Annotated in this window: 14 protein-coding genes; all 14 read left to right on the top strand. The window is 52.4% G+C overall.

Annotated features, from left to right (window positions below; genetic code table 11):
• Window positions 1–282: 282 nt before the first annotated feature.
• On the top strand, window positions 283–2,793 hold the full coding sequence (spoIIE, locus tag MHI43_RS00265) for a stage II sporulation protein E (protein WP_036661701.1): 2,511 nt from the start codon (window positions 283–285) through the stop codon (window positions 2,791–2,793).
• A gap of 164 nt (window positions 2,794–2,957) precedes the next feature.
• Window positions 2,958–3,698 (top strand): VWA domain-containing protein, encoded by a 741-nt coding sequence (locus MHI43_RS00270; protein ID WP_009591933.1) that lies wholly within the window; start codon window positions 2,958–2,960, stop codon window positions 3,696–3,698.
• Window positions 3,682–4,602: a serine/threonine protein kinase gene (locus tag MHI43_RS00275; RefSeq protein ID WP_012818321.1), complete on the top strand. Its 921-nt coding sequence runs from the start codon at window positions 3,682–3,684 to the stop codon at window positions 4,600–4,602. The genes MHI43_RS00270 and MHI43_RS00275 overlap by 17 nt, the downstream gene beginning before the upstream one ends.
• 419 nt (window positions 4,603–5,021) lie before the next feature.
• Complete coding sequence (gene tilS, locus MHI43_RS00280; RefSeq protein ID WP_036661699.1) at window positions 5,022–6,452, top strand: tRNA lysidine(34) synthetase TilS; 1,431 nt, start codon at window positions 5,022–5,024, stop codon at window positions 6,450–6,452.
• Between the two features lie 68 nt (window positions 6,453–6,520).
• On the top strand, window positions 6,521–7,060 hold the full coding sequence (gene hpt, locus MHI43_RS00285) for a hypoxanthine phosphoribosyltransferase (protein WP_012818323.1): 540 nt from the start codon (window positions 6,521–6,523) through the stop codon (window positions 7,058–7,060).
• 99 nt (window positions 7,061–7,159) lie between these two features.
• Entirely contained in the window at window positions 7,160–9,229 is a 2,070-nt protein-coding gene (ftsH, locus tag MHI43_RS00290; RefSeq protein WP_009591914.1) for an ATP-dependent zinc metalloprotease FtsH, read from the top strand.
• 229 nt (window positions 9,230–9,458) lie between these two features.
• A complete protein-coding gene (nadA, locus tag MHI43_RS00295; RefSeq protein WP_012818324.1) occupies window positions 9,459–10,397 on the top strand; it encodes a quinolinate synthase NadA in 939 nt (312 codons plus the stop codon).
• A gap of 38 nt (window positions 10,398–10,435) precedes the next feature.
• Window positions 10,436–12,052 (top strand): L-aspartate oxidase, encoded by a 1,617-nt coding sequence (nadB, locus tag MHI43_RS00300; RefSeq protein WP_036661692.1) that lies wholly within the window; start codon window positions 10,436–10,438, stop codon window positions 12,050–12,052.
• On the top strand, window positions 12,042–12,917 hold the full coding sequence (gene nadC, locus MHI43_RS00305) for a carboxylating nicotinate-nucleotide diphosphorylase (protein ID WP_036661689.1): 876 nt from the start codon (window positions 12,042–12,044) through the stop codon (window positions 12,915–12,917). The genes nadB and nadC overlap by 11 nt, the downstream gene beginning before the upstream one ends.
• Window positions 12,914–13,678 carry a type III pantothenate kinase gene (locus MHI43_RS00310; RefSeq protein ID WP_009591942.1) on the top strand — a complete coding sequence of 255 codons (765 nt, stop codon included), beginning with the start codon at window positions 12,914–12,916 and terminating at the stop codon, window positions 13,676–13,678. The genes nadC and MHI43_RS00310 overlap by 4 nt, the downstream gene beginning before the upstream one ends.
• Window positions 13,679–13,735: 57 nt before the next feature.
• Window positions 13,736–14,620 carry an Hsp33 family molecular chaperone HslO gene (gene hslO / locus MHI43_RS00315; RefSeq protein ID WP_012818327.1) on the top strand — a complete coding sequence of 295 codons (885 nt, stop codon included), beginning with the start codon at window positions 13,736–13,738 and terminating at the stop codon, window positions 14,618–14,620.
• A 20-nt stretch (window positions 14,621–14,640) separates the two neighbouring features.
• Complete coding sequence (locus tag MHI43_RS00320) at window positions 14,641–15,576, top strand: peptidyl-prolyl cis-trans isomerase (RefSeq protein ID WP_012818328.1); 936 nt, start codon at window positions 14,641–14,643, stop codon at window positions 15,574–15,576.
• A 424-nt stretch (window positions 15,577–16,000) separates the two neighbouring features.
• Window positions 16,001–16,936, top strand: a complete 936-nt coding sequence (gene cysK / locus MHI43_RS00325; protein WP_012818329.1) for a cysteine synthase A — start codon at window positions 16,001–16,003, stop codon at window positions 16,934–16,936.
• Window positions 16,937–17,197: 261 nt separating this feature from the next.
• Window positions 17,198–18,862: an anthranilate synthase component I family protein gene (locus MHI43_RS00330; RefSeq protein ID WP_036661686.1), complete on the top strand. Its 1,665-nt coding sequence runs from the start codon at window positions 17,198–17,200 to the stop codon at window positions 18,860–18,862.

Raw genomic sequence — 18,862 nt, forward strand, 5'->3', positions numbered from 1 at the left:
CCAAGGGTACGACAGGTTCCTACGCATTTTACGGCGCCAATCTGCGGAATGAACGCGGGATGGCCGCCTCAATTCGGGAAATGATCCGCCCGAACGCCCCAGGCTAGACCTGCGGAAACCCGGCTGGGCGCGGGGGATGAGCGGTCGTTTCCCGAACGTTCGCAGGGCACGTTGATTTTGTCGGAAATTTCTTTGGGGCTTGTCCGGTGTTCTGACAAACTTTCCGAAACGGGGGTTTTATAATGGGACCAACAAATTCGTGAAGAATGGGGTGCCAGCATAATGGATAAAAGAAATCTGGTGATGTTTCCGGGTACTGAGGCAGTTAAAGGGGGAGCGGGTTCTATTCGTGCCCGCGTGGCGGAACGGTTAGGGCAGCTGCCTTTCCTGCAGCGTCCCATCCACTTCCTGGCCGCAAAGAAGTGGATGATCCTGCTAACCTTCATGGGTTTTCTGCTCGGACGAGCTATGATTCTGGGGGAACTTTCTCCATTTGCAGTCGCCTATTTCGCAGTCATCGCCTTTATGCGACGCGATGTTTTGCTGCCGGTAGGCGCAGCGATCGTTGCAGGAAGTTTATTTGCTTCCTTTCCGGTGGCATGGATGGTGCCGGCAGAGATTTTGATCTTTTATTTTATGATGCGGGGATTGGAGACATATGATCGGGCGGAATTGTCTTATGCACCTTTGATGGTATTTGTCTCCACCTTTTTTGTGAACCTGTTCAGCGTCCTCATCGGACCAAGCATTACCTGGTACTCCATGATGATGCTCACCTTAAATGCCGTACTCAGTTTCGTGTTGACGCTGGTCTTTATCCAGGCGATTCCGGTGCTGACGCTTCGTAAAAAAACGCATGTTCTTCGTAATGAAGAAATTCTATGCATCATCATTCTGCTGGCGTCGGTCATGACAGGTGCCGTCGGCTGGACCGTTCAATCCCTGTCGGTGGAGCATGTCTTATCCCGGTATCTGATTCTGCTGTTTGCGTTGGTAGGGGGTGCGCCGCTGGGCGCTTCGGTTGGCGTAGTGACGGGCCTAATCCTCAGTTTGGCCAATATATCGGCCTTCTCGCAGATGAGCCTGCTCGCCTTTTCCGGGATGCTCGCCGGTATGCTGAAGGAAGGGAAGAAGGGCGGCGTTTCGCTGGGCATGCTGCTCGGGGCAACCATTCTTTCCATCTATTTCAGCAATCCCGGAGAAGTCATGATCTCCACATGGGAAACCTGCGCGGCCATCGTGCTGTTCCTCATTACACCGAAAAGCGTGATGCAGGCCATCGGCAGATATGTGCCGGGGACGCAGGATCATACTCGTTCTCAGCATGAGTATGCCAAGCGGGTCCGGGACCTCACAGCCGATCGCGTGACCCAATTCTCCAAGGTGTTCCGCCAGCTCTCGCAAAGTTTCGGACAAACGTCAGGGGTCATACAGCCTCCAGGCAAACAGGCGGAGGAGATGAATCATTTCATGAATGCCGTGGCGGAAGGAAGCTGCGCCACCTGCTATAAACGGAATCAGTGCTGGGACATGAAATTCTACCAGACTTATAAATATATGACCGATATGATGACCTCGATCGAGGAGAATCCCGAGATGGAAGCAGACGATCTGCCGCCGGAGTGGAGCCGGATCTGCGCCAAGAAGGAGGAGGTGCTCGGCATCCTGAAGCAGCAGTATCATCTTTACCAACATGATATGCAGTGGAAACGCCAAATATACGATAGCCGCCATCTGGTAGCGGAACAATTATCCGGTGTGTCGCAGGTCATGGAGGATTTGGCTCGAGAGATTAAACGGGAAAGCCAGACGATGCACATTCAGGAGGAGCAGATCAGGGAAGCGCTGCAGCAGTTGGGGTTATCGATTCAAGGCATCGATATTATTAGCCTGGATTCGGGTCAGGTCGAGATTGAGATCGTTCATGCGTATACCCGCGGATACGACGAATGCAGGAAGATTATCGGGCCGCTGCTGTCCGACATTCTCGGGGAGCATATCGCAGTTATGGAAGAAACCCTGACCCATCCAAGGGACGGATTGGCGACGGTGCGTTTCGGGTCGGCCAAAACATTTGAAATTATGACGGGCGTAGCGGCAGCGGCCAAGGGAGGAGATATTTTATCAGGGGATAGTTTCAGTACGGTTGAGCTGGGCAACGGCACGTTTGCGGTAGCGCTCAGCGATGGAATGGGGAACGGGGAAAGGGCAAGGCTCGAGAGCAGCTCGGCCCTGAATATATTAGAGCAGCTGCTTCAATCCGGCATGGATGAGAAGCTGGCAATTAAATCGGTCAACTCGATCCTGATGCTGCGCTCGCCGGATGAAATCTATGCCACGGTCGATATGGCTCTCATCGATCAATACACGGCTCAGACCACTTTTATGAAGATCGGTTCGACGCCAAGCTTTATCAAAAGGGGCAATGATGTCATACCGGTCTCGGCCAGCAATCTTCCCATCGGCATTATCCAGGATATCGAGGTGGATTTGGTATCCCTGCAGCTGCAGGCGGGCGATGTTCTCATTATGATGACGGACGGCATTTATGATGCGCCGGGTTACGCGGTGAACAAGGAGTTATGGATGAAACGAATGATCCAGGAGGTGAACAGTGAAGACCCGCAGGAAATAGCCGATTGCCTGCTTGAGAAGGTGATACGCTATCAACAGAATCAAATCCATGATGATATGACGGTGGTGGTCGGGCGCGTGGATCACTTCCATCCGGAATGGTCGAATGTGCATGTTCCGGGATTCGCCCGCATGGAGCGGCCTCGAACGGTTAGCTGAGGATTTACAATATAACAAAGCGATTACCCGGGAAATGGAGGCCCGGAGCCGATCAATTCTTTTCCGTCTATTCTTCCTGATTGTCGTTTGAACTCTCTTGAATGTGGAAATGATAGAGATAGAAATCCAATCGATAGGATGGATCAGACGGGAGGCAATTTATTATGAAACAAATCTTGCTGATTACAGACGGGTGTTCGAATGTCGGTGCCAGTCCGGTTCTGGCCGCGGCGCATGCGCTGCAGGATGGTATTGTCGTAAACGTGGTGGGGGTCCTTGATTACGGGACGATCGGTGAACTTGGGGGATTGGAAATACAGGAGATAGCCAAAGCGGGAGGAGGCATACACCGGATCGTAGGTACGCCGCAGCTTGCGCAGACGATGCAGATGATGACTCGGAAAACGGTGGTTCAGACGATCCAACAAGCGGTAAATAAGGAGATACAGCATATTTTGGGAGGCGGGACGCTGGAGGAACTTCCGCCGGACAAGCGTTCGCAAGTCGTCGAAGTGGTGGATGAGCTGGCCGAGACGTCATCCCTTCAGGTTGCGCTGTTAATCGATGCAAGTGCAAGCATGAAGCCTAAGCTGGCAGCCGTTGAGGAAGCGATACGCGACCTGATGCTGAGCTTGAAAGCGCGCGCAGGCTCAAGCGAATTGTCGGTATTCCATTTTCCCGGAAAACATAGCGGCGAGGATATCGTCATGGACGTGGATTGGACCTCGGATCTTGACGGTGCCCGCGGCATGTTCAGCAGGCTGCAGATGAAGGGGGCGACGCCGACAGGACCTGCCTTGTTAAAGGTGATTGAATTTTACCGATATGGTACACTAGAAGGTAATCAATCATGGCAGGGTCGTTCCAGCCAAGAGGAAGGGATGCTCGGTGACTACGTTGTCTAACCCGGGTTATCCGCCAGGAACCGTAATTAAGGGCAAATGGCGGAACAGCCGGTACATCGTGGAACGTATGCTCGGTAAAGGGGCTAACGGCAAGGTGTATCTGGTCCACCGGGCAGGAGTGCGCGAGCGTTATGCTTTAAAAGTAGGCTATGACGCTCTGGATCTACAATCCGAAATTAATGTGCTGAATGCACTCAAAGAACAAATGACGGACCCTTACCTCGTGGAGGCGGACGATCATCATGACGGCAGCGGCGAAGTGTCCTTCTATGTCATGCGTTACATCGAGGGGAGCCCGCTGCATCATTTTATTCGCAAACGCGGCACCGAGTGGGTCGGCCTGATCGGGCTGAAGCTGCTTGAGAAGCTGTCCGTTCTGCATGCATCCGGTTATGCGTTCGGAGATTTGAAGCCGAATAATGTGATGGTTTCGGCCTACGGAAGGGTGGAACTGATCGATTACGGCGGCGTCAGCTCCTTCGGGCGCAGCGTAAAGCAGTTTACGGAATGGTACGACCGGGGATACTGGAATGCCGGGAGCCGGACCGGCGACGTATCCTATGATTTGTTCTCGTTTGCCGTGATGTGCATCGGCCTGCTGGATGAGAAATCGCTTAAGGAGGCGTCTTGTCAGCTTCCCCAAACCCGGAGCGTTGCCGACCTGCAGCTGGTGCTGCGAAGAAACCCCGTATTCAAGCCGTACGCCGTCTGGCTGAACAAGGCATTGTCGGGAGAATTCGCGGATTCACGGGAAGCGCTGAACGAGTGGAGAAAACGGATATATGAAGGCTCGAGCCGAGGCGGTCGCCCCGTTCCGGGACGTACGCCGCGCTGGCTAAGGAACGCGTTTGGGTTGTCCTTGGTCATTATGGCCTGCGCCGTTTATTTCTTCTTCCGCTCATGAGTTGTTGCCTTGTTACTGGAAGTTCATAAAGGTGCGAGTTCAAAAAGGTCGGTTTTCAGCACCGAGAAGGTTATGCTCCCGATGTGCGTTTTTTCAAGACGCTTCAGATTGGATGAAACTAGGGACGTCAGGAATGGAGCGTACGCTTTGGTACGTGAGCACCTGAAATGTTTCCGCAGGAAACATACTTCGAAAGCATCTGCTTAGGCCCGGCTGAATTCAAGATTCGATGCCGAGTGGCTTCCGGATTCACTTCGTGTTAGATATAGAATTTATGAGTTATCAGTGGAACTGGTGAAATTCTATATCGCCAGAAAACCTACCTATGCATCGCGGTCGCTCATCCTTTGAAGTGGCCTCGATAGGGGGTTTCTTATCAAAAGCGGACTTTTTGAACAACCTCTAAAGGGGATCTGGAAGTGAAACAGGATTATTTACGAACATTCGTCCAACATATCGAGCGTACCGCCGCAGAGTTTGATTTGTGGTCGGAAGGCGACGGTATCGTGGTTGCCGTTTCCGGCGGACCGGATTCCGTTGCGCTTCTTCACGTTCTGCATGAAATCTCACAGCACCGTACGCCGCTCCGATTGATCTGCGCTCATGTGCATCATGGTTTTCGAAAAGAGTCGGATCAGGAGGCGGAGATGGTGCGCGAGCTGGCGGAGTCGCTCGGACTTCCATTGGAAACGGCGTTCATCGATATTCCCGCTTATATGGAAGAGAGCGGCAAGGGTGGACAGGAGGCGGCAAGAGAGAAGCGTTACGAATTTCTGCTGCAAACGGCCCGGAAACACAATGCGCGCTCCGTGGCTCTGGCTCATCATGCCGACGATCAAGCCGAGACGGTATTCATGAGGCTACTGCGCGGAAGCGGTTTGTCGGGCCTGGGCGGCATCAAATTTAAACGCACGGAAAAAAAAGTGGAACTTATCCGCCCGTTCCTTCGTATGTACAAGGCGGATATCGTGGAGCTGTGCCGCGTATGCGGATTCCAGTATGCGGTGGATCACAGCAATCTGCAGACGAAGTACCGCCGTAATGCGATTCGCCTGGAAGTATTTCCTTTTTTGGAGCGATACAACGGGCAGTTCTCCTCCTCACTCAATCAGCTGGCCGTAATTGTCCAGCAGGAGGATGATTTTGTGGAGCTTGAAGCTGCGAAGCAATTTCGGAGTTTGGTACAGGAGAACGATGGGAGGCTCGCTTTCGACGCGCCTTCCTTTTTGGGCTTACATGTCGCTTTACAACGGCGTTTGATTAAACTAATATTAAATTACCTGCCCTCAGATCAGGAAAACACCGATTTTGTCAAGATTGAAACGGTGCGCCACGGCATTCTTAACGATCAGCGAAGCAACTGGCGTCTGGATCTGGGTGACGGCATTACCTGTGTTCGTGAGTACGGAGTGATCCAGTTTTGGCCAAAACCTCCGGAAGAACAGGGACAGTACATATACATTCTTGATTCTCCTGATGCGTCAGAGCTTTATGTTAAGGAAATCGGAAAAATGCTGACAATGTCGTTAAAGACAGGAAGCGAAAGCCGGAGCGGCTCCAGACCATCGGCCTTTGTGGCGGATTTTGATGCGGATGAGCTGCAGTTTCCTTTAACCGTGCGCAACAGACAGCCGGGAGACAAGATGAAGATCATGGGATTAAACGGAAGCAAAAAGGTGAAAGATATTCTCATTGATGAGAAAATCCCGCCGTCTGTCCGTGCCCGGATTCCTATTCTTTGTGACGGTTCCGGCAGCATCGTATGGATTCCAGGTGTACGACGTTCCGTTCACGCCGCTTGCGGGCGGCACACATCACGAGTTCTCCGAATGGAGCTGTCGGATGTTTAAGGCAAGTGTAAAACGAAGAATGGCCCGTTTCACGCTTTCATAGTATAAACGTAGGAGGTCCACTTAAGTTGCAGAATGACATTCAGGAAATACTCATCAGTGAAGAAGAGATTCGCGCAAAAATTAAGGAACTCGGTTCCAAGCTCAGCGCCGAATATGAGGGACGCAATCCGCTCGTTATTTGCGTTCTTAAAGGTGCGTTTATTTTTATGGCCGACTTGGTTAAATCCATATCAGTACCTCTAGAGTTGGATTTCATGGCTGTATCCAGCTATGGAGCATCAACCAAATCCTCTGGCGTGGTCAAGATCATTAAAGATCTGGACGCTTCCGTTGAAGGAAGGGATGTTCTGATTGTGGAGGATATTATCGACAGCGGTCTTACGCTCAGCCATTTGATTGAGCTTCTGAAGAGCCGCAAGGCAAACTCGGTGCGTGTTGTCACCCTGTTCGACAAGCCGGCACGCCGTACGGTGGATTTGCAGGCTGATTATACCGGATTTGTGCTGCCGGATGCTTTTGTTGTCGGATACGGGCTCGATTACGCCGAGCATTACCGGAACCTCCCCTACATCGGGATTCTGAAACCGGAAATCTACAGCAGTTAAACCGCGCCAATAGGCTGCTACCACAGATCGGGGGCCTTTGTTGAGATGGCCAGACAGGCTGTGGTAAAATATCTTATGTGTCTTGAGAGGAGGTAGGGGATGAGTCGGTTCATCCGGAATTCTGGTTTTTATTTGATTCTATTTTTAGTCGTGGTGGGCATAGTACAATTCGTCACCAATGGCGGCGAGCAAGCCGATGCCCCTAGTTATAATCAACTGCGGCAGGAAGTCAAAGCTAACAACATAGAGGAAATGACGGTACAATTTGACGGTTACGCTTATCTGGTGACCGGTAAGTATAGGGAGATATCCGAAGAGAAAAAATCGGAGAATTTCTCGACCTATATTCCTGCCACGGATGCAGCGATGCAAGAGCTGACTGCAGCCAGTGATAGCAACAATGTCAAACTGTCCGTGGTGCCAATGGAAGGCCAAAGCATTTGGCTGACATTGCTTTCATCCTTTATTCCGCTCATCATTATGTTTGTTCTGTTCTTCTTCCTGTTCAATCAGGCTCAGGGCGGCGGCGGCAAAGTGATGAACTTTGGTAAGAGCAAAGCCCGCTTATATAATGAAGAGAAGAAACGGATTACATTTGAAGATGTAGCCGGAGCAGATGAAGAGAAGCAGGAGCTTGTCGAGGTTGTTGACTTCTTGAAGGATCCGCGCAAATTTAACACGGTTGGCGCTCGCATTCCGAAGGGCGTCCTGCTTGTCGGTCCTCCGGGAACCGGTAAGACGCTCCTTGCACGCGCCGTTGCCGGCGAAGCGGGAGTGCCGTTCTTCAGTATTTCCGGTTCCGACTTCGTAGAGATGTTTGTCGGCGTCGGTGCTTCTCGCGTACGCGACTTGTTCGAAAACGCAAAGAAGAATGCACCATGTATCATCTTCATTGATGAGATTGATGCTGTAGGTCGTCAGCGCGGCGCCGGTCTCGGCGGCGGTCATGACGAGCGCGAGCAGACGCTCAACCAATTGCTGGTTGAGATGGACGGTTTCGGAGCGAACGAAGGCATTATCATCGTCGCTGCGACCAACCGACCGGATATTTTGGACCCGGCGCTTCTTCGCCCGGGACGTTTTGACCGTCAGATTACCGTCGATCGCCCGGATGTGAAGGGCCGTGAAGCCGTACTGAAGGTTCATGCACGCAACAAACCGTTGACGAAGGATGTCAAGCTTGACATCATCGCCAAACGTACAACCGGTTTTACGGGCGCCGATCTGGAGAATCTCCTGAACGAGGCTGCCTTGCTTGCGGCTCGCCGCAACCGTAAAGATATCTCCATGCGAGAAGTGGATGAAGCGATTGACCGCGTTATCGTGGGTACCGAGAAGCGCAGCCGCGTGATCAGTGACCGCGAGAAACGCATCGTAGCTTACCATGAAGCCGGTCATACCATTGTGGGTTACTTCCTTGAGCATGCGGATACGGTGCACAAGGTAACGATTATTCCTCGCGGCCGTGCCGGCGGATATGTCATCATGATGCCGAAGGAAGATCGGATGCTCGTAACGAAGCAGGAATTGCTGGACCGCGTAACCGGTTTGCTTGGCGGCCGTGTCGCCGAGGAGCTGTTCATCGGCGAAATCGGAACCGGAGCCTACAGCGACTTCCAGCAAGCAACGGGCATCATCCGCAGCATGATTGTGGAATACGGTATGAGTGAGAAGCTCGGACCGATGCAGTTCGGTACATCCCAAGGACAAGTGTTCCTGGGACGTGATATCGGACACGAGCAGAACTATAGTGATGCAATCGCTTATGAAATCGATCAGGAAATGCAGCGGTTCATTAACGAATGTTATGAGAAGTGTAGAGAGCTTCTGACCAAGCATTCCAAAGAGGTTCATCTGATTGCCAACACGCTTCTGGAGAAGGAAACACTGGAGCTTGAGCAGATCAAGAACCTCATTGAGACCGGATCGGCTGAAGGCGATGGCAGTGGCGAAGGTGAAGGTTCTTCCGAGAACGGCGAGCCGATTATCGATAACATTGGCGACGTGAAAGTTCGCATTCAAGGGAAAGAAGACGGCGGGCAGCCGACTTCCACGGAAGAGATTCCGAACAACCCGATGGATTCGAATGATCCAGCACCGGAAACCAAAGATTCCGAACGCAAGGATCCTCCAGGCGGATCGGACAACGGTAACAGCAGTTTAACGTAATATTCGCTGATAAAACATCGAATACCGAATAAAAAAGAAGAACCGGAGAACGATAATTCGTTTTCCGGTTCTTTTTGTGCTTTCTATCACATTGACAGGGGACAGAACGAACGTGTACATTAGTTGTTAAATAAGGATGCGCTTCCTTTCACAAAGGTGGGAACCATCCTGAAAGTCACATGGTCATCAGCGGCGAACAGCCGGACAACATAAAGGGAGAGGGTCGATCATGGAAGCTTTGGCACTGGAGCGCAAGGCAGAACAGAACCGTGAACTGCGTGAGCGGTTAATGCAGTTGAAGAAGGAACGCAATGCAATTATTTTGGCTCATTATTATCAACGGGACGAAATTCAGGAGGTTGCTGATTTCCGTGGGGATTCCTTCTTGCTCGCGCAGAAGGCGGCACAAACCGACGCCGAGGTCATCGTATTCTGCGGCGTGCATTTTATGGGCGAGAGCGCCAAAATCCTGGCACCAAACAAAACGGTTCTGATTCCGGATGAACGGGCTGGCTGTCCTATGGCCGACATGGTGAACGTGGACGGACTGCGGAAATTGAAAGCGCAGCATCCGAATGCGAAGGTGGTTACGTACATCAATTCATCCGCTGAAATCAAGGCCGAAACGGATATCTGCTGCACTTCCTCCAACGCAGTGAAAGTGATTCAGTCGGTGGATTCGGACGAAATTATATGGGTTCCCGATAAGAACCTGGGGCACTATGTTCAGCAGCACACCGACAAGAAACTCATTATTTGGGAAGGATACTGCAACACGCATGACATGCTGACCGTTAAGGATGTCGTCGAGATGAAGGCCAAATATCCCCAGGCTGAATTTGTGGTGCATCCGGAATGCCGTCCGGAGGTTGTTGCCATGGGGGACTTTGTGGGAAGCACAACCGCCATCCTGGAATATTGCAAACAGTCATCGGCCAAGGAGTTTATCGTGGGCACTGAGGACGGTACCGGTTATCAGCTTCGACTGGATAGCCCGGATAAATCGTTCCACTTCGCGACGAAATTCCTGGTATGTCCGAATATGAAAGTGAATAATCTCAAAAAGCTGGTGAAAGCACTGGAAACGATGAAGCCGCAGATCTATGTGCCGCCGGTCGTTGCAGAGAAAGCCAGAACTTCATTAGAGCGCATGTTACAGGTTAAGTAGCATGCGCTACTCTTTCGTGAAAAGACAGGTGAAGCAACGTGATACCGCAGTATTTGGTTGATTTTGAGCTGAACGATCTCCCGGTTGTAGAGACGGATGTCATCGTGATCGGTTCAGGCATTGCGGGTTTATATACGGCGATCATGGCAAGTGCGACTCAGAATGTGCTTTTGATTACGAAAAAATCGCTCCTCGAGAGCAACACCCGTTATGCTCAAGGCGGGATCGCGGCCGTAACGGCGGAGGATGACTCGCCAGCATATCACCGTCAGGATACCCTCCTTGCAGGGGCCGGTTTATGTTCATCTGCCGCGGTGGATGTGCTTGTAAACGAGGGTCCCGTCGGGGTTCAAGAGCTGATTCGCCTCGGCACGACGTTTGATGTGGAGAACGGCGAGCTTGCTTTGACCAAAGAAGGTGCGCACAGCCACCGACGGATCCTTCATGCCAACGGGGATGCTACCGGTTATGAAATTGTGCGCGCTCTTTCCATTCAGGTCGAAATGCTTCACAATATAGAGGTATGGGACGATCATTTTGTCATTGACCTGATTACCGAGCAGGGAGAGTGTCACGGCGCATTGGTACAGATGCCGGATGGCAAGCGGGTATTCGTGCGCGGCCGTGCGACGATTATGTGTTCCGGCGGGGCCGGTCAGTTGTACCGGTACACGACCAATCCGGAGGTTGCGACCGCGGATGGCATCGCCATGGCTTATCGGGCAGGCGCGGAAATTCGGGATATGGAGTTTATCCAGTTTCATCCGACGGCGCTAAGCTATCCGGGTGCTCCCCGTTTCCTGATATCAGAGGCGGTTCGCGGCGAAGGCGCCGTGCTTCGTAATATAAGAGGGGAACGGTTCATGCCGAAATACCATGATTTACAGGAGCTGGCACCCCGGGATATCGTGGCACGGGCCATTGTCAGTGAAATGGAAGCGACGGGATCGACCTTCGTATACCTGGATATAACCCATGAGTCGCCGGAAATGGTCAAACATCGATTCCCAACGATTTATGAAACATGCATGCAGTACGGGCTGGATTTATCGTCCGATTGGATTCCGGTCTCCCCGGCTGCGCATTATATGATGGGGGGCATCAAGACCAACCTGCACGGCGAGAGCAGCGTGAAGCGTTTATTTGCTTGCGGAGAAGTCTCGTCTACCGGTGTTCACGGAGCGAACCGGTTGGCCAGCAATTCGCTTTCGGAGGCGGTCGTGTACGGCAGTCGGATTGTCGAGCGCATTAAGAGCCTCCCGGAACCCTCTGGGGATCCTCTTGGGGTATCATTCCATCTGGGCCGCAAGGACGCTCCGTCGCAAGCGATGGTGGAAAAACGCTTGAAGCTTCAGAAGGTCATGGTGCGTTATGCAGGACTTCGGAGAAATCGGGATACTCTAATAAGAGCAGCGGAAGAGCTTGGCCGTCAGCTGCCCTTGTTCCAATCGATGCTCTCCAAGCGTGAAGAATACGAATTTGCGAATATGCTGACTGCATCCCTGCTGGTGGTTCAAGGCGCGTTGGGACGGGAAGAAAGCCGGGGAGCTCACTACCGTGAGGATTATCCGGAGCGAAATGACAGCGAATGGCGCAAGCATATTGTGTTTATACGGGACCAAGAAATGACGGAGGAATTGAGCGATGATGTTTAACGGATATAACGATGGCCTTCTCCAGAGCATACGGACTTGGCTTCAGGAGGATATTGGGTCGGGGGATATTACGACCCTCACCACGATCGAGCCGGGTCACGAATCCAAAGGGGTTATCCATGCCAAAGAGGCAGGCATCGTGGCAGGCATGCCGGTGGCAGAGCTGGTATTCGAAACGGTAGATCCAACGCTTACGTTTACGGCATTGGTCCGTGACGGAGACGTGGTGGAAAAAGGGACGGTTCTCGCTGAGGTGGAAGGAAGCACCCATCGTATTTTGACAGGAGAGCGGCTCGCGTTAAATTTGCTTCAGCGTCTATCGGGCATTGCAACCAAAACACGTTCTTTTGTTGATGTGCTTGAGGGATTGCCGACAAGGCTGGTGGATACCCGGAAAACGACGCCAGGCCACCGGATGCTTGAGAAATATGCCGTGCGGGTCGGCGGCGGCGCGAATCATCGCTTCGGCCTGTACGATGCCGTCATGATCAAGGATAATCACATCAAGGGTGCGGGCGGCATCGCCCAGGCGGTCAGCCGGGCCAGAGCCCATATTCCGCACACCATGACGATCGAAGTTGAAACCGAGAGCCTGGCACAAGTGGAAGAAGCCTTGGCTGCAGGCGCGGATATTATCATGCTGGACAACATGAGTCATGACATGATGACGGAGGCCGTGCGGAGAATCAAGGCCAAGTCGCCCCACGTTCGCGTCGAAGCGTCGGGGAACGTGACGCTGGAGACCGTGCGCGGGATTGCGGAGACCGGGGTCGATGTCATTTCGGTTGGACGGCTGACGTATTCATTCCATAGTCTCGATATTAGTTTGGATCTGAATGCAAAGAAAGGAGGAGCAGAGGGTTGATTCTCGTTGTGGACGTAGGGAATACCAATATTGTGCTGGGTGTGTACCAGGGAAAGAAACTGCTGCATGATTTTCGGATCAGTACATCGCGTCAGTCTACCGTGGACGAATACGGTGTATTGATCCACAATTTGTTTCAAATGTCCAATATATTGGTAAGCCAAATAGAAGGCGTTATTGTCTCTTCCGTAGTTCCTCCGCTTGTGCGCGTGGTCGAGGAAATGTGCAATAAATATATTGGCAAGGCGCCCCTTATCGTTGGGCCGGGGATCAAAACCGGACTCAATCTGCGGTATGAGAATCCGCGCGAGGTGGGGGCTGACCGGATCGTGAATGCAGTAGCAGCCGTCGAGCAGTACGGGGGGCCGCTGATCGTAGTGGATTTCGGTACGGCGACGACGTTTGATTGCATTGATGAAGCAGGCAACTATCTGGGCGGCGTAATTGTGCCGGGCATTGGCATTGCTACGGAAGCCCTTGTGCAGCGTGCTTCCAAGCTTCCTCGCGTAGAGCTCGAAAAGCCGAAAAAGGTGATTGGGCGCAACACCGTTCATGCCATGCAGGCCGGCATCGTATTCGGTTATGCAGGACAGGTCGATGGCCTGGTTAAACGCATAAAAGCCGAGATGGGAACGGACAATGTTAAGGTTATCGCCACGGGGGGAATGGCTGAGCTGATTGCCGGCGAAACGGAATCCATCGAAGAGATTTCTCCCCTCTTGACGCTGGAAGGCTTGCGTATTATTTACGAGCGTAACTAGAACCGATATAAAACCGTTAGATATTACAAACAACCAGAAAGACAAGGAGGCCTCAAGATGGGTAATCAAAAAGACCGTATGCTGCGGGGAACGGCGTTAAACGGGAAAGTGCGGGCATTTGCCGTTCGGACAACCGATCTGGTGGAAGAGCTTCGCCGAAGACACGATACGTTCCCTGTCGTCACAGCCGCTTTGGGCCGCACCGTGTCAGCAGCAGCGATGATGGGAGCTATGCTGAAGGGAGATGAGCGTCTAAGCATTCAGGTTCGCGGCGATGGACCGATCGGTCTGATTGCGGCGGAGAGCAATGCCAAGGGCGAGGTACGCGGTTATGTCAAAAATCCGCATGTGGAGCTGACGAATATACGTCCGGGCAAGATGGACGTAGCCGCTGCGGTAGGGACCACCGGTCAGATTGATGTGGTCAAGGATTTCGGATTGAAGGAGCCTTACCGTGGCAGCGTGCCGATTATCTCGGGCGAGCTGGCCGAAGATTTCACGTATTATTTTGCCGTATCCGAACAGACCAACTCGGCGGTAAGCTTGGGCGTGCTGGTTTCGCCGGATTATTCCGTGGCCAATGCCGGCGGCTTCATCATTCAGCTTCTCCCCGGCGTTAGCGATGAAGAGATTACGGAGATCGAGCTTGCGTTAAGCAAGATTCCTCCGATCACCGAGATGCTGGAGGAAGGGCTGGATCTCGAGGATATCCTGAAACGCGTCCTTCCGGATGTGACGATTCTGGAGGAAACGGAAGTCTACTTCAGCTGCGACTGCTCGCATGAGCGGGTGGAGCGCGCACTGATCAGCTTGGGACGGGAAGAGCTTGAGCAGATGATCGAAGAGGACGGCAAAGCAGAGGTTTCCTGCCATTTTTGCAATGAACGATATACGTTTGACCGAGAACAGCTTAAATCCGTGCTAGAGCGGGCTAATTCTTAATGTTGGGATGAGCGACCGTGATGACGAGACAAGAGAAGGGATTGTGGGCGACCGTCATTGTCTTGACAGCATGCGTATTGGGTATGGGGGGCTGGATGCTGTTTTCCGGAGGCTTTTCGCAGGAGGCTTCACCGCCGTGGAAAACAGGCTCCCAGCCCGTTGCATCCATCCAGGACAGGGCGATTACCGAAGACGAGTGGGTTGACGAGCTGAAGAAGCGATATGGGCGCGAAATGCTGATGACCATGCTGAATCGGCACGCCGTGGCGCTGGAAGCGAAAGCGAAGGGCATTGATGTGACGACCGCGGAAGTCGAAACGGAAATCGAAGTCATGAGCCGAAGCTATGGCTCTAAGGAACGGTTCTTATCGGAAATGGAAGATCAGCTTGGCATTACGGAGAGTGAGTTAAAGACGGAGACGACTTATCGGCTCCTGCTTGAGAAAATTGCGACTTCCGATGTTCACATCGAGGAGCAGCAAATCGATTCGTATCTGGAACAGTACCCTGATCAATTTCGGCCCAAGAAACAGCTGAATTTATCCATGATTGAAGTCGCTTCGGAAGATGAGGCGGAACGCGTCATGGATCGGCTGGAAAATGGGGAGGATTTTGCAGATCTCGCAGCTCAGGTATCCCTTGACGAGTACACTCGGGAAGACGGCGGACAGATCGGCTTGGTAGAAGAGGATGACCCCTTTTTGCCGCCAGAGCTGCTTGAAGCAGCTTTATCGCTCGAGCCCGGAGATATTGCGGGACCTATATCGCTCACGGACACATATGCCATAGTATATGTGAGGGATATTATTGAGCCTCAAGCTCCTAGCGAGGAAAGTATCCGGAAGGCGGTTCGCAAGCAGCTGGCCCTGGAGCAGTCGGTGTCCTTAACGGAATTGGAGCGACAGCTTCGCGAGAAATACGAGGCACGGATCAGTGCGGGTACGGTTACGCTGTAAATAGAGCAACAACATGAGGAAAGCTCGCTGTGGCGGAGAAAGATCTGGCCGCAGGAGCTTTTTTCGCTGTAGTTAATGCCTAAGGATGACTGCGGAAAATCGGCGGTTATCCGGCATGAAGTCCTCCGGAGGATTTCGCGTTCGGCTCGTTCGTGAGTCGCAGGAAAATTCACCTAGAAATGTTGATTTTCGAGCAGCGGGATATTGACAATGGCCTGTAACGTTGATAAGATGAAGGTACAAAAACCTACCTTTTTACTCGGATATTGGAGAGCCATTGAACAACTGGAATTTTATTAATCTGCAGGCTCCCATTTTTTTAACATCGAGAACCTACAAATTCATGATTCGACATTCGAATGAATAACACCATTATGTATTCACTATTTTTATCCAGATCCATATTTAGAGGAGGTCTTCTTTCATGGCAAAAGTCGTAAATAATGTGACAGAATTAATCGGTGAAACTCCGCTCGTCCGTTTGAACCGGATCGTACCTGAGGATAGCGCAGAGATCTATCTGAAGCTGGAATACCAGAACCCGGGCGCCAGCGTTAAAGACCGGATCGCGATCAGCATCGTGGAAGAGGCAGAGAAGGATGGACGTTTGAAGCCGGGCGATACGATCATTGAAGCGACCAGCGGTAATACCGGCATCGGCTTAGCTATGGTGGCAGCGGCTAAAGGCTATAAAGCGGTTATCGTCATGCCTGAAACCATGAGCTTGGAGCGCCGAAACCTGCTGCGTGCTTACGGGGCGGAACTGGTCCTGACACCGGGATCGGAAGGAATGAACGGTGCCGTTAAGAAGGCCGAAGAAATCCTGAAGGAAAATGCCGGATTCTTCATGGCCGAGCAGTTCAAGAACCAAGCGAACGTGAAGATCCACCGTGAAACGACTGGTCCGGAAATCGTTGAAGCGATCCAATCGATCGGCGGTTCCCTGGATGCGTTCGTGGCTGGCATCGGAACAGGCGGTACGATTACAGGCGCTGGGGAAGTGCTGAAAGAGCAATACCCTGACATCAAGATTATTGCGGTGGAGCCTGCTGCATCGCCAATCCTTGCCGGTGGCAAGCCAGGCCCTCACAAAATCCAGGGTATTGGCGCAAACTTCATCCCCGAAATTTTGAACCAAGAAGTCTACGATGAAATCGTTCATGTAGAGAATGACGATGCCTTTGAAACTTCCCGCCGCGTGGCGAAGGAAGAAGGGGTTCTTGGCGGTATTTCCTCCGGTGCGGCTGTATATGCTGCCTTGAAGGTCGCCAAAGAGCTTGGTAAAGGCAAGCGGGTTGTCGCTGTCATTCCAAGTAACGGAGAGCGTTACCTGAGCACGCCGCTCTATAACTTCGAATAAAATGATCTGGAATAGGCTGTGCATTTTCATCTCACCCAAGTGAGGTAATGTGCTGCGAGAAGGGAGCCCTCAATGTGTTTTTTATAGCATTGAGGGCTTTTTGCGTATACTACTCCCTAAGATAACGCTTTAATGGATTCAAGGGCTGACCGCTTCAAAAATTATTGTTGGACAAGCCTCTATTTAGGGTTTTCAAGAGAAGCGGGATACAGTATACTGACAGGCAACAGTAAGGCTTTTGAAGACTAAGGGAGGATCGGCATGGAGAGAAGAGTGGAGCTGGCCCAGTGGCAGTCATGGGCTAAAGAGGGCTGGTCCGTCGTTCCCTATCTGGTTCAATATAAAGGAGCAACACGAGGATTACCCTTGTCATGGAGACATGCTTGGAAAGAAGCATCGCCTTATGCCTTTGTGCTGGAGAGCGGTAAAGGTGGACGCTACACGTATCTTGGGTTACGACCGGTGTCCATTTTGCAGGGAAAAGGAAGCCAGGGCGAAGTTGTCGAAATGTCAGGCGGATTGCGAACGCAGGTAACGGGAGAGCCGCTGCGTCTGTTGGAGCAGTGGATGAAAGCGTGGAAATCACCCCGAGTGCCGGGATGGCCGGACTTTCGGGGAGGCTGTGCAGGCTTTCTGAGCTACGATGTCATCCGCTCGATCGAGCAGCTGCCCGTGATGGCTAAGGATGAGCCTGGCTTTCCGGATTATTTGTGGATGCGCATGGAAGAAGTCTGGATTTACGATCATGCGGATGAGAGCCTATACTGCTCGGTGCATGTTCCTCTGCCTTGGGCTTCCGGGAGCGGGGAAGATTCGAAGGAAGCGACGGCGCTTGAGGATTCAGCGGATGTTTCTGAAGGTTCGGAGCTCTCACTGGGGCAGGAAGAGATTTTGGAGGAATTATATGAGAAGGCCGGCTTAAGAGCCGAATCGATGCTCTCCCAATGGAATCAAATGTACGGAACGGGGTCAGAGAACGATTCGAAATCCGAAGATGAACGGGTGCGGCAGGAACGATGGAAGAAAGCGCAGGAGCTGTCAGGGCCGAATGTGGAGGTCTGGGATCGGCTGGAGATTGATTTTTCGCAGGAAGCGTTCGAGCAGGCGGTTCTCTCGATCCAAGAATATATTCGGCAGGGCGATGTTTTTCAGGTCAACTTGTCTCTTCGCCGGCATCTGCAGCTCCATGCGGAACCTTCCGATATTTACGAGTGGCTGCGCATTCTGAACCCTTCACCTTATATGGGATATTTATCCTCGCCAGGCTTCAGTTTGGCCAGCGGCTCGCCGGAATTGCTGGTGAAGCTGGATGGCGATATCGTGTCTGCCCGGCCGATCGCGGGTACCCGCCGCCGGGGGAGAAATCCGGAAGAGGACGCGGCTATGGAAGCGGAGCTGCTTGGCAGCGAGAAGGAACGGGCCGAGCATATTATGCTGGTCGACCTGGAGCGGAATGACATCGGCCGCATTGCTGCATACGGGACGGTGCATGTTCCGGAGCTGATGACCGTGGAGAGGTACTCGCACGTCATGCATTTGGTGTCCCAAGTGGAAGGGCGGATTGCTGAGGGCAACAATGCATATGATGTCATTGCGGCAGCGTTCCCTGGCGGCACCATTACCGGCGCACCCAAAATCAGGACCATGGAAATCATCGAAGAGCTGGAGCCCGTGACGCGGGGGCCTTATACCGGCTCCATGGGCTGGATCGATTATAACGGCGATATGGAGCTTAACATTATTATCCGAACCCTCGCCGTGAAGGATGGGGTCGGTTACATTCAGACAGGTGCTGGGATCGTCATTGATTCCGATCCATATCGGGAATACCGGGAGTGCCATAACAAGGCCAAAGCTTTGATAGCGGCGCTGATGTGCAGTGAAGAAGAAGCCGCAGAGGCGGCTGCCTATATAGGGGGGAAATAA

The organism is Paenibacillus sp. FSL H8-0457, from assembly GCF_038051935.1.
In the GTDB taxonomy this organism is placed as follows: domain Bacteria; phylum Bacillota; class Bacilli; order Paenibacillales; family Paenibacillaceae; genus Paenibacillus_AQ; species Paenibacillus_AQ lautus_A.